Raw genomic sequence first — 12795 nt, 5'->3', positions numbered from 1 at the left:
GGCAGGCCCAGTGCGCCTCAACCCCTCCCCGAACCCCACCCTGGCCGTGCAGGAGTTGAAGCGCATCGGTTGAACTCTCTCACGCGACAACTACCTTGACGCTCACCGCCACCACCCACGCCGGCTTCAGCCCTGAGGCCAATGCCCGTTGCAGCATGCCTTGAACGAGGGCTGGCTTGGACTCGAAGTCGACGTCTTCTGGAATGCCGCCCGCCTCACGGCGCGCCACGTCCTGTGTCCAGGCTTCTGGCAGGTACAACTCCCGGTCCACCAACGCGTGCCCACGGGGCGTCGCATACGAGAGGAAGACGCCCACCTGCGCATTCTCGATTTTGCCCGCGGTGCCGGTGTACTGGCGCGCCACGCCGACGGACTTGTCTCCCTTCTTCAAGAAGCCCGTCTCGTCAACCGCCAGCACCCCGCCTTCCCCCAGACTCCTTCGGGCGTACTCCAGGACGTCGTCGCGCACCAGGTCCGCGTCCCACTTCGCGCGCAGCAGCAGGTGCTGAAATGCATACGGGGTGCCGTGCCCCGCGTCCTCTGAAAGGCCCCACGCATTCTTCCGCTGCGCGCGCCCCAGCAGCGCCCTCACGTACTCCACTGCGGCGGCATGTGCTTCGCGCCTGCGGAAGTGGGGCTGCAGCCAAGCCCCTACCTCCTCCATTTCCGCGCCAAGTTGGTCGACCAGGCGCACCTCGTGCGCTCGCGTCTCCGCGTCGATTGTCGACGACATGGGAAGCCTCGATCCTCCCCCTCCTGTTCGTTCAACAGGGAAGAGGCTGGGGCTTCTTCCGAACTACAACTGTAGGACTAAGCTCTGCTGAATACTGCGTTAACGGTACTCGAAGTTGGGATTCAAGACGGAGCCTGAACGGCCAGCAGGGACAGCCTCTGGTTCTGTTGCTAGTTTGTTGGTGAAGACACTTATCCTGTACAAAGTGCTTTCCGGCGGCGCAGTTTCGCCGAGGCGGCGTGAAAGAGTGAACCACAAGTCCGACATCTCTCTTTTGTTGTGCTGTAGAAGGAACTCGCCGGCATGGCGAGCAATCATTTCCGTAGGATGCGAACCTAGATGTCCCGCCGAAAGGGTAGAGAGAATTGCCTTCCTTTCGCGGGAGCACAGCGCATCTATCCATTGGGACTCCGGTATTACTCCTGGAGCCCAAAGCAGTGTGCGCAATATCAGATCCAGCGTGAATCTCGCCGACATGTCTGACTTTATCGTTCGAGATGCTTCCGCAGGAGACATGAAGTCGCGAATGCCTGCTGACGCCAGGACTTCGGAAAGTCCGGCGTTACCTGCGCCAGGAGTTATTCTGCAGCGGTCAATGAGGATACGCGCTAGAATGGCGGCGTTGATGCGAAGGTCTTCCGGAGAGCCGGCAAAATGACGACGTGCGAGCAGCGCGAGATGTATCGCTTTTTCGTGTTCCCCACAAAAGGCAAGTGTCCTGGACGCCGTTCCATACATTTGCCCTCGCTCTCGGTCTGGTCCGTGCCATTCTCGAATTTGAAGTGGACTGTGTGGAATGGCTGCCTCTAGAGCATCTGGCGATGATTCCATTGAGGATAAGTCTGGGTACTTGTGAGACGCGAGTCCGAGTAAGACACCTGCCTCATCTGCCCTGGCTATGAGCGTGTTTGCGGCTTGTTTGAGCCTTGCCACTATGTCGTCTATTGCATCCTCGCTGCACGGGAGGTGGTTTTGGAGATAGACGTGCGAGAGCACGTCTAGTTGATGAGCCTCTGCAAGCAGTGAAATGGAAATTCCGTGACGAAGTATGCCGGTGAACTCCGTCTGAGCCGTTTGGGCAGAGCTGATGTCGCCCCTATGGTTGGCGCATTCGAGAGCTTGCCTCCAAAGTCGGGCAGATGCTTCACGGTTGGTCGCGAGATGCCGACGCACCGAACGGGCAACTGTGCCACCTCCTGCCCAGCCGGCATCGAGGGCCGTCCATGTGCTGTTGTAATTCCCAGACTTGGTAGATAGAGCAGACTGAACTCTGTCTGACAAAGTGATTCCCGTGGAGGCTGCATTGCGCCTTAAGAGTGAGTTGCCGAGATGGGATAAAGATCTGTCCCAAATTAATTTTGCGGCAAGAAGAGAACCTTTGTGTGTTGCGACGTGTGCGGGAGTGGGCGTGGTGGATTTTCTTGTGGATAAATTGTTGTTGGGCTCCTCGACGAATCGTGCAGCCCGCAACAAATCAGGGGGATCTTCCCTTAAAGCACGATCCAGTTCTCGAAGGCCCTCCAGGCTGTCATGATCAATTATGGTCATGTTAGCTTGACTCAAAACGGCTTCGCGTTCGTGGGGGATAGGCAAGCTTGTTTGGGTAAGAGTTCTTCGGAGAAAGTTGCAGGCAAAGTCTGCGTAGAAAATTCCCGGGTGTGCTCCTCCGTAATGAGCCGTTTCCGCCCTGATTGTGCTTGGGCGTGGGTACGCCATTAATAGGCCTTGGCGCTCTCTGGAGAGCGCATCTAGTGATTGTCGAATCTCAGCCTCGCTGTGCGACTTGATCCAGATTGAGTGGTCGCTGGCGGTGTCTTTTGTTCTGTTGACCTGAAGTGCAAGCCCTCTGTCTCTAGCAATTTCTGCATCGACCATGGATACAGGAATAGTTCGCGAGGCGGCGTAAATACTGAGTGTGCGCGCACCATGGAGAGCCGAAATTCTCGCGGCAATATCTACCGTTTCGCTCAGCATGTGCGCATAGATGCTAAGCTTGTTCTTGTTTGACGATTGCGTGTGTTTAACGACAAAGAGCCAGTGTCCGCCGTGGCTTGTGATTTTTTGCGACAGCGATTTTAGGATGTGTTCTCTAGCGTTCCAAGGAAGGGTTGTGGCATGTGGGGGCCAATTTGCGATATTCATGTCTTGACATAGCTTCTTTAGGTGGCCGGTCCATGAAGTTGTAATCGAATTTTTTTCATCTGGTGCTAGCGCGCCGCCAATTATCAGTGTTTCTTTGTGATCTTCTGATTCGAAATTCCCGGACTCATCTAGTGTGAGTGTCCAGTTGGGTTGTGTCATGGGGAGGCCTACTAGGCGGGAAAGAATAGCCAGGATGGGATGTCCCATCCGCCTTGTTTTGCTAGCGTCAAGCGACTATGGGCATCTAGCTTGTCGGGATCTTGGATGTGATTGTGTCGTGTTAATAGGCCAAGGACGAGATGGCCCTCTGGGTCCTTTTGTGCCCTGGCGCGATCATGCCACCAGTCGATCACTTCTTGGAGTTGTCTTCCCTTTTTTATTTTTTGAATGAGGGTGTCGGCTTGCTTCCAGTCAACCTTGCATTGGATGCCAGCGGCTCTTCGCAGTGCTTCATTGACGAGTGCGAAGGGTTCGGAATTGCGAAGGCCAGTGCTCAGCAAGGTGTCGATGCTTGGGGTAGGCTTGGACTTGGGCATCTCGTTGCGCCTGATCATGTACGCAAGGTTGGTTCCCCCTAACGTGCTTGCGTTTTTTTGCCATGCAGTAAGCATGACTAGGCTGGCTGCATCCAGGTCGGATTGAGATTGGGTGCTAATTCCGCGAAGATAGAGGCATCGGCCAAGCACATGGGCTAGCTCATCGTCGCCCTGGGTAATGGCGTCTCTAAGGAGTTTCTCCGCGCGCGCGTCGTCTTGGGGTAGTTTAGTGCCTTCAAATAGTCTGACGCTCAAGGCTCGCACAGCTTCTGACGAACCTGCTTGTGTTGCATCCTCTAGAAGCTTGATGCCTTCCTCTATAGGGGCGAAAACGTCCCTTTGATCAATTATCCGCTCGCCTAGTTCTGTCATGGCGGGGAGGTAGCCTTCTGCTGCTGCTTTCCTGAGAAGCAGTTCGCCCCCGGTGGTATCCTTTTCCAGGAACTCGCCGTCCAGTAGTCGCATGCCTAAAACATGGGCGGCACTCATACTCCCGCTAGCTATAGCTTTTCGGAGTAGCCCTTCTCCTTCTACTAGATCTCGACGAATGCTGCGGCCATCTAGCAGCCTGGCTCCCAGAATCGTCATCGACTCAATCTCGCCGGAGTCGATCGCCCGCCGAAGCCACTTTTCGCCTTCATATGATGATTTCTTGACGCCGTCTCCGTCGAGGTATCTCAAGCCTAGAGACCGTTGTGCTGGAGCGGCGCCACGTTCGGCTGCTGCCCTCAACCACCGTTCCCCTTCTTTTTCTGCACGACGCAGTCCGTCGCCTTCGATTAGTCTGGAGCCGAGGATGAACATTGCGCGGGGATGTTCCTCCTCTGCCGCTTTTCGTAACCACTTTTCTCCCTCGGACGTGTTCTTGTGTGGGGCGTCGCTTTCAAATAGGCGCTGGGCGAGAGTGACCATTGCTCTAGTTGCGCCGTTCTCGGCTAGGTGGCGAAGAAGACGGAGCGCCTCATCTGGATCTTTGTTGATTTTTTTGCCGCTAAAAAGAAACTCGGACAAGATAATTGTTGAGGTGACGTCTCCCTTATCGGCAGACGCTCTTAGTAGGCGCTCGCCTTCTTCAACGGATGGCTGAATGCCATGTCCGTATATGTACCTTATTGCGAGAGAAGTCATTGCATACGGCTTCCCTTTGGCGGCTGCTGCCTTGATTAGTACTTCTCCTTCGGCAGGAGCTGCCTTTAGTTTGTCTCCGTCGATCAGAATTTCGCCAAGAATTGTCATTGCGTACGGATCTTCTCGTTCTGCTGCGCGCCTAAGCCACTGTTCACCTTCGATCTGAGATTCGGGCTTGCCGCTATCTTCGCTGTCGATCAGAAATAGTCCAAGCTCGATCATTGCAGGAAGATCGTTCCCTTCTGCAGCGAGGCGCAGCCATTTTTCGCCTTCGGCTATTTCCGATCTCGATTTTTTGCCTCCTAGATTTATGCCGAGTGTTCGCGCCGCGCGCAAATTCCCACCGAGGGCAGCGGCCCGAAGACACTCCTTAAAATCATCATCATTCCCGCCCGTGCTGCGTGGTCGCTTCGTGTGCATGTTGTAGAGCGCGTCGTAGTTTTTGAGTTCCTTTAGTTTTCGTATGATTGTGCGTGCTGCCTCCCGCTGGCCAGCGTCTTTGATTTGTCGCTCGTCGGTCCATGCTGCGAGGAAACTCGCTCGCAACTTCGCATCGGCGTCTGGTTCCTCTGCAAGCCATTCCCCTACGCGTGTTATGTATTTTCTCAGATCTCGATTTCCATATATCTGCTGGCATACGTACTCTGCGAAAGCCTTTACTGCTAATTTGATTCTCCCCTCTGAGAGGCCTTCTATTTGACCAGAGACTGGAGACAGTATTTCGCGCAGGGCGCTGAGTGATAAATTCAACCCCGACCGTTCCAGGAAACTTTGGGCGAGCGTCAGCTCCAGTGGGGAGACGGAGTCAAAGACTGACAGGAGGAGAAGGCTTGCAAAGAGCGGATCTGAGTCCTCTGTAAAGCCCGGGGTTCTCCAGTGCTTGACCTGTCCTTCGAAGATTGCGTAGTGCCCCTCTGATGGGTTGACTGCGCTGTAGTTGCCTCTTTCTTGGACGCGACGGATGGCGTCTCGTACGTAAAGCGGAGCTCCTCGGCTAGATTTGTGAAGCAGTCGGTTCCATTCGTAATCATCTACTTTAGTGAGGGACATTACTTCTTCGAGCGATAGTCCAGGGAGGGCTAGTTCGCTTGGTTGAAACATACGTCGAACGGAGTCTGTAAGTTTTTTCTCATCCCTGGATGTCAACAGGGCTGTTGCGCCCGCTGGTAGTGGTTGTGGAAGGAATCCTAGTTCGGTTCCGTCTCGACTTATTTCGTCAAGTGAATCGATGATTAGTATGGCAGACCCACGTTCTTCGACTAGTTTTTCCAGGGCAGAGTGCAGCGCGATTCTGAGGGGAAGCCATTCATCAGAGGAAGTGCGGCTTCTGTCGAATGCAAGGTCTATTTCTGCTGCAGGGGCGGCGGTGGCTGTGGTCCAGGTTTTGTGGGTGATGGTTGATTTTTGGGGGTGGTTGACTCTGTGGGCTCGTGGAAGCGGATCTAGTGGGATGGCTTCGAATTCTACCGGGTTTAGAAGGAGCGCGTTTGCTTGGGCTATTAATGAGCCAACAATGTCATGAGGATTCTTTGATTGCTTCCCAGCATGAAATAGCGCACCTGGAAGCCAAGGGCATTCTCGTGTGACTGATGTCGCTGAAATTCCGAGCGTTTGTTCTTGGGAGTGGGTTAACTCACTGATTCTGGCTGTAAGTGCGGATTTTCCAAAGCCTTCAGGTGCGGTTACTAGTAGGTAGCCTCCAGTGGGTTTTAGGGTGTGCGTTAGACGTTTTATGATTTCAGAAGAGTCGCCGTCGCGACCGCAGAAGCCTTCAAGGTGTCGACTTCGCTCGCTTCGGATCATTCTGAGCAGTGAGCCGTGTGTTGTTCCATCGATGGGGGAGGTGATTAGTCCATTTAGGGCTGCGTTTATGCGCGATCTGTGTTTTAGTGTTGCGGCGAACATCGTTAAGAGAGTGCAGCGAATGCTGTCGTGTGCGTGCTGAGGAGGAATTAAGGGGGCACCATGTGTCGGCGGGTTCCTGTATTCCTTGGCTAGCAGAATGCTCTTTCGGACAAGATCTGTTATCTCGTGCGCTTTTTCTGCTGAGAGTTCAAGCTCGGAAGTGTTTAGTAGGTCGAGATCTTTGATTGCCTGATAGAGGTTGAACCTGGGGGTTCCCTTCTGCTTTTCGTATGTTTCGATCGAGATTCGACAAATGATCAACTTTAACCAGGCCTCCAGGCAGTGATTCAGTGCTTCGAGCGCTTCAGTCGCCGTTCCTGTTGATTGGTCTAACGGTGCAAGCATCGTTAGGATCCGCCTTGGAAGGTCGGCATGGTCAATTGTGCCGGCCGCTGATAGCAGCAATCTGTCGCTTAGGCGAAGGATGGAGTCTATGTGATTGATTGCGTCGTGGTACTCTGTGCTCTGTGCTGTGAGTGGCGTGATGTGTGTCAGGTAGAAGGTTTTTCTATTGCTAAAGGGGGCGTGATTGAGTGGTGTTGTTTGCATGGGTTTCTTGGGGGGATTGCTGCTAGTGGGGTGCGCGAGTTGACGAGTGGAGTGGTATGTGTTTTCGGTGTTCTCTCGTAGCTGGGCTTTCACGATATCGCTGGTGCGTGAAATTTGTCACGTTCTGTGGGTGCTGGCATCTTTCTCGCGGAGGCAAGGGCTGTTCAGTGGTGCTCCTCTGTGAGAATTTTAGACCGTCAAGACTGGACTGGGCCGGCCGATCGAGAGTCTCGCATAGTCCAAGCGGAGCGCATGCGGTCCCTATGGCTTAGAACTTAATTCGGTAGGAGTGCGTGGAGCTAAGTAGGTAGCCACAAGTTCCGAGATGAGTGCAGGGACCTTGCCCGTTCCCGCTTCGCCTTGGATTCGTTCAAGACTGTTTTCGACCTGCTTATGCTTCCTTCTTTACAGTCAGTCCTGGTGGCTGGGAGGCATCAGGGCATGCAGGCTTCGTTCCGTGAGCCAGTTGCGAAACCATGTGGGCTCAAGCCCGTGAAACTCCAGTGCTCTCAGGGCGTCTTTGGTGTTGGAGAACCCGCTCCAGTCTTTCCTTGTGGCAAGCAAAATCAGACGTTGGCAGCATGCTGCGAGAGCCTTGTTGTTCGAGTCTGCGAGAATGATAGCGGGGAGGAAGAGTTCTCTGACAAGGCGCTCGGTGGGCCGACTCCGCATGAACACCTCCTGGAGTGATTCCTCCAAGGCGGGAAGCTTAATCCGTCCGTCTATGTATAGCCAAGTGATGGAAGATGGACGGACCCCATCAACAATGCCCTGAAGGAAGTCGCTGGGCGAGAGAGCACGAAAAGCCTGATTCCGGATGAAGGAGGAGACGACGTCTGCGGGCGGATGCAGCTCATCATGGAGCGCTCTCCAGTGTGGATCCCATGCGTCCATGCCCAGTTGAGCGGAGATGCTGCGAGCTGAGAGAAATTTTGCGAAATCAAGAAAATCGCCCACATCGGAATGAAGTGGGAAAAAGGCAGGGACAGGCCAGAGAACCGCTTTGCGGTATCCTTGCTGGCCATGGGCGATGGCATTACGTACCTTGACCAGTTGGTCGATCAATGCGGCAGTCTTGAGATCCAGCAGCCCGTAACGATCCAGGGTATACTTGATCTTTGATCCGGCGGATTGGGCCGTTGTCATCAATGGTTCAAGCTGGCCAGACCACTTTTTGATGCTTTGCTCTAAATGTTCGCCTCGGAGCTTTAGGGTGCTGGCCAGGAATCCTCTCAGGAAAGAGTCGAGCTTTTGTCTGGCCTCCGTACCCTGTTCCTTTTGATGATGGGTTGCGAGGAGTTCCAGCACGTGGAAGTATGCCAGGAAGCAATCCTCGAGAAAGGCCGTGGAGGAATCGCCTTGGTGTTCGAGGAAGAGAGCCTTTCGCCACCGGTCCAACAATGAGGCGGTGAGCCGGAGGGTGTCCTCCTGGCCTGACGACAAGAGCTGCAGGAGTTGGAGCAGGTGGCGTGTTCTGTCATGCCCGTTGATGAAGAAGGCCTCTGCCTTGAGGGACAGGTTCTTCCATCGCCTTCGCTGGGGAATGAGGGAGCCTCTTGACTCCTCCGGATCGCCGACATCGAAGGGGTATCCGCTGAGAAAACTGAGAATACCAAGCAAGATGAGAAAACGAGGGCGCGAGTGCCGCGCACTCTCCATCGCTCCGTCAATCTGATCGAGCTGGGCTTCTATGTCGATAATTAGGTACCCGAACTTGGGGCTGCTCAAGCGCTCCTTGCTCTTGAGTCGAGGGCTCGTAAAGACTCGTGCATTCAATCCCTGAAACTTGGCTCTAAGCCTGATATTGAGCGGAATGATGTATCGCGTGATGGCGATGTTCGGGGAGGGCGGAGGACCAACCATTCCAAGAGCCTTTCCTCTCAAGGTGGAGGCAGAAGCGCTCAGTCGAACATGGCGCTGGACGCCTCTTCAAGCGTGTTCATCCTCCTACGACCTTGAGCAGCATTTCCCCGGACGCCGCGCACTGTCGGTGGGCTCCATCAAGTGGGTGCAGAGACGAAGCGGGAAGAGGCGAGCGGGTCGGCCTTGACTGCGGCGAAGTACCCTGCATCTCACAGGCTAAGAGCTTATTTCGGTAGGAGCGGGCGGAACCTGATTGGTGCGGTGAGCGTCAAGGTAGATGTCGCGTGAAAGGATTCAACTGATGCGCTTCAACTCCAGCACTGCCGGGGTGAGGTTCGGAGAGGGACCGAGGCGGACGGGGCCTGCGGGTGTCCAGTCGCGCGTGTCGCGGCTCCATCGCTCGGGGTGACGGGCGTTGGCGCGTTGGTACACCTGGTGCCGTCGGACCAGCAGCGCGCCCTCGCGGCCGAAGTGCCTGTCGTCGGGGGTGACGTAGCGGATGCCAGAGTGGCGGTGCTCGGTGTTGTACCAGGCCACGAAGCACGCCACCCAACGGCACGCGTCCTCGACGGACGCGAAGGGACGCTGAGGGAAGCTGGGGCGGTACTTCAGCGTGCGGAAGAGGGCCTCGGAGAAGGCGTTGTCGTCCGAGACGCGGGGCCGGCTGAAGGACGGGGTGACGCCCAGCCACTGCAAGGTGGCCAGCAGCGTGGCGCCCTTCATGGGGCCGCCGTTGTCCGAGTGCAGCACCAGCCCTTCGGGGCAGCCAGCCTCCTGCCAAGAGCGACGGATGAGGGCTGCGGCATGCTCGGACGACTCCTCTTCGTGCACCGCGAAGCCCATGATGCGGCGGCTGAAGACGTCCACCACGAGGTATAGGTAGAGGAAGCTGCCCTTCACCGGGCCCTTCAGGTAGGTGATGTCCCAGCTCCATACTTGGCAGGGCCCAGTGGCGGTGTGCTCGGCCCGAGGCCTGGGCACAGGGGCCTTGGCGCGGCCGCGGTGGACCAGCTGCCCTGCTTCACGCAGCACCCGGTAGAAGCTCGCCTCGCTGGCCACGTACTCCCCCCTGTCCGCCAGCCTGGGGACAATCTGCTTGGGTGAGTGTTGTCGTAGCTCGGCGTAACAGGTCCTCCGGAGTTCGGCGAACCCGGTCGGGGTGAGTTCGGCCAAACCGGTCCGCACCGGTTCGGCCAAACCGGTCCACTCGGGTGTCTCGCCGACAGGCCACGCTGACTTCCCTTGGAAAGGGAAGTGGCGTGAGTAACCGGAGAGTGGAAATGGACCGGCTGCAGGAGTTGGTGCGGTTGCACCGCCTGGGCACACCCGCGAGACAAGTGGCCCGGGTGCTGCGCATGGGCGTGGACGTGGAGCGCAGCTACCGGCGCGTGCTGGAGGCGGCGGGGCTGCTGCAGGGCGACGTGCAGGTGCTCCCCGAGCTCGAGGTGCTCAAGGCCGCGGTGCTGTCAGCGCGGCCCGCGGCCCCGCCAGTGCCCCAGCAGACGTCCAGCCTGGAGGCGCACCGCGCCCAGGTGGAAGCGTGGGTGGCCAAGGGCCTGCAGCTGCAGGCCATCTTCACCCGGCTGCAGATGGAGGCAGGGGGGCCGGCAGGCAGCCTCTCGGCGGTCAAACGCCTGGTGGGCAGCGTGCGTCGGGCCCAGGGCGTGAGTGAAGAAGACGTCGCAATCCCTGTGGAGACGGCCCCAGGCGAAGTGGCGCAGGTGGACTTCGGTGAAGTGGGCCGGCTGTACGACGCGGACACGGGGGCGCTCCGGCGCGCCTGGGTGTTCGTCATGGTGCTCGGCTACAGCCGCCATCTCTTCGCCACGCTGGTGTTCGACCAGCGCGTGGAGACGTGGCTGCGCTGTCACGAGGCCGCCTTCGCGTACTTCGGCGGCGTGCCCCATTGCATCGTGCCCGACAACCTCAAGGCGGCGGTGGTGCGCACGGCCTTCGGGGTGGACGGCGAAAGGGCCCTGCAGCGCAGCTACCGCGCGCTGGCGCGTCACTACGGCTTCATCGTCGACCCGGCCCCACCCCGCGCCCCCGAGAAGAAGGGCAAGGTGGAGGCGGGCGTGCGCTATGTGAAGGGCAACTTCTTCGCCGGGAGGGCCGGAGAGGACGCGCGCGAGTGCGAGGCCGCCCTGCAGCGCTGGCTGCGGGACGTGGCGTCAGTGCGCGTGCACGGCACGACGGGGCGTCAGCCACGCCTCCTCTTCCTGGAGGCGGAGGCCGAGGCGCTACGTGCGCTGCCAGCGGCCGCGTGGGCGCCCGAGGTGTGGCACGAGGCCCGCGTGCACCGCGATGCCCACGTCATGTACGGCCGACGGCTGTACTCGGTGCCCTGGCGTCTCATCGGCCAGCGCGTCTGGCTGTGCGTCACGGCCCACGACGTGCGCGTGTACGCCCAGGACGAGCGCGTGGCCACCCACCCCTTGCGCGGCGAGGGCCACCGCAGCACCGTGGAGGCGCACCTGCCCGAGGCGCGCGCAGCCCTGCGCCACCGCAGCCGCAGCCACTGGGAGACGCGGGCGGCCCGGGTGGGCCCCCACACCGAGGCGTACGTGCGCGCCGTCTTCGACACGGATGACGTCCTCAGCCAGCTGCGCTGCGTGCAGGCCATGGTGGTGCACCTGGAGGGCTTCCCGCGAGAGCGAGCCGAGGCCGCGTGCCGCCGGGCGCTGCACTTCGGCAACCTGCGCTACCAGGGCCTCAAGGACATCCTGCGCCGCGGCCTGGACTTGCAGCCGTTGCCCCAAGACGGGCACCTGGCCATCGCCACGCCCGCCGCCACTGCTACGCCGCCGGCTCCCCGCTACGCGCGCGACGTGCGCACGCTGCTGCGTTAGCGCCCCTGGCTGTCCCCGCCGTCCCACCCCGCGCAAGGAGTGTCCCCCCGCATGAGTACCTATGACGAACTCGTCCCCGTCCTGAAGAAGCTGCGCCTGTCTGGGCTGCTGCAGTCCCTCGAAGTACGCTGCCGCGAGGCGGCCGACGCCAACTTGTCGCTGACGGAATTCCTCTACCGGCTGCTCGGCGACGAGGTGGAGCGGCGCGACGGCAAGCAGTTGGACGTGCGCATGCGCCGAGCGGCCTTCGAGCGGCCCAGCACCCTGGAGGACTTCGACTTCTCCTTCAACACCTCCGTCCCGCGTACCAAGGTGCTGGAGCTGGGCACCTGCACCTTTGTCGAGCGGCACGAGAACGTGCTGGTAGTAGGCCCGGCGGGCGTCGGCAAGAGTCACCTCGCCCAGGCGCTGGGCCAGCGTGCCTGTCGCTCCGGCCACGCCGTCCTCTACGTCAGCGCCCACGACATGCTCACGCAGCTGCGAGCCTCACGCGCCGACAACAGCTACGAGCGTCGCCTCCTTCGCTTCACCACTCCAGCCCTGCTCATCGTCGACGACCTGGGACTGCGGCCCCTCACGGGTGAGGAGGGCATCGACTTGTACGAGATTGTCCGCCGTCGCTACGAGCGCGCGGCCACTTGCATTACCTCCAATCGCGCCCTGGAGGAGTGGCCTCCGCTGTTTGGTGACGCGCTGCTGGCCAGCGCCGCCATGGACCGGCTGCTGCACCACTCCCATGTCCTCACCATTGAGGGCGACAGCTACCGCAACCCACCGCTCGCCAAGCGCACCCGCGCACCGCGCGCGGCCCTGGTCGAGCCTCCCGCACGCTGACGCCTGGCTGTGCCCCGTCGGACCGGTTTGGCCGAACCCGCGCGGTCCACGCCGTCGCGCTTTCTGGGCTCCTCGTGTCAGGACCGCATTGGCCGGACCGAACAGCGACCTGATTGGCCGAGCCTTGACAGTGAGGCATCCCGGAACTCCTCGCTGTTGGCCACCGTCAGGACGGTGAGCGTCAAGGTAGTTGTCGCGTGAGAGAGTTCAACCGATGCGCTTCAACTCCTGCACGGCCAGGGTGGGGTTCGGGGAG

6 protein-coding genes and 1 pseudogene are annotated in these 12795 nt (G+C 58.9%); 2 read left to right on the top strand and 5 right to left on the bottom strand.

The window, feature by feature from the left end:
* Positions 1-79: 79 nt before the first annotated feature.
* From HNV26_RS34530 to HNV26_RS34510, 5 genes and pseudogenes are all read right to left on the bottom strand, one after another.
* Positions 80-733: an IS701 family transposase gene (locus HNV26_RS34530; protein WP_253817327.1), complete on the bottom strand. Its 654-nt coding sequence runs from the start codon at positions 731-733 to the stop codon at positions 80-82.
* Between the two features lie 99 nt (positions 734-832).
* On the bottom strand, positions 833-3034 hold the full coding sequence (locus HNV26_RS34525) for a hypothetical protein (RefSeq protein ID WP_171445165.1): 2202 nt from the start codon (positions 3032-3034) through the stop codon (positions 833-835).
* Positions 3035-3045: 11 nt separating this feature from the next.
* On the bottom strand, positions 3046-6993 hold the full coding sequence (locus tag HNV26_RS34520; protein ID WP_171445164.1) for a tetratricopeptide repeat protein: 3948 nt from the start codon (positions 6991-6993) through the stop codon (positions 3046-3048).
* A 411-nt stretch (positions 6994-7404) separates the two neighbouring features.
* A complete protein-coding gene (locus HNV26_RS34515) occupies positions 7405-8721 on the bottom strand; it encodes a hypothetical protein (RefSeq protein ID WP_171445163.1) in 1317 nt (438 codons plus the stop codon).
* A 429-nt stretch (positions 8722-9150) separates the two neighbouring features.
* Positions 9151-10050, bottom strand: a pseudogene (locus HNV26_RS34510) (IS3 family transposase); the annotation flags it as partial.
* A gap of 86 nt (positions 10051-10136) precedes the next feature.
* On the opposite strand from HNV26_RS34510, the gene istA reads away from it, so the two are divergent.
* Entirely contained in the window at positions 10137-11705 is a 1569-nt protein-coding gene (istA, locus tag HNV26_RS34505) for an IS21 family transposase (protein WP_171445162.1), read from the top strand.
* Between the two features lie 51 nt (positions 11706-11756).
* Entirely contained in the window at positions 11757-12539 is a 783-nt protein-coding gene (gene istB, locus HNV26_RS34500; protein ID WP_171445161.1) for an IS21-like element helper ATPase IstB, read from the top strand.
* Positions 12540-12795: the final 256 nt, after the last annotated feature.

This window comes from Myxococcus xanthus, assembly GCF_013116825.1.
In the GTDB taxonomy this organism is placed as follows: domain Bacteria; phylum Myxococcota; class Myxococcia; order Myxococcales; family Myxococcaceae; genus Myxococcus; species Myxococcus xanthus_B.
This window is presented reverse-complemented; position numbering and strand designations above follow the sequence as displayed.

What these genes read in the sequence shown, in the direction of transcription:
- HNV26_RS34530 (WP_253817327.1), bottom strand. Translation starts at nt 733, where the DNA reads ATGTCGTCGACAATCGACGCGGAGACGCGAGCGCACGAGGTGCGCCTG.
- HNV26_RS34525 (WP_171445165.1), bottom strand. Translation starts at nt 3,034, where the DNA reads ATGACACAACCCAACTGGACACTCACACTAGATGAGTCCGGGAATTTC.
- HNV26_RS34520 (WP_171445164.1), bottom strand. Translation starts at nt 6,993, where the DNA reads ATGCAAACAACACCACTCAATCACGCCCCCTTTAGCAATAGAAAAACC.
- istA (WP_171445162.1), top strand. Translation starts at nt 10,137, where the DNA reads ATGGACCGGCTGCAGGAGTTGGTGCGGTTGCACCGCCTGGGCACACCC.
- istB (WP_171445161.1), top strand. Translation starts at nt 11,757, where the DNA reads ATGAGTACCTATGACGAACTCGTCCCCGTCCTGAAGAAGCTGCGCCTG.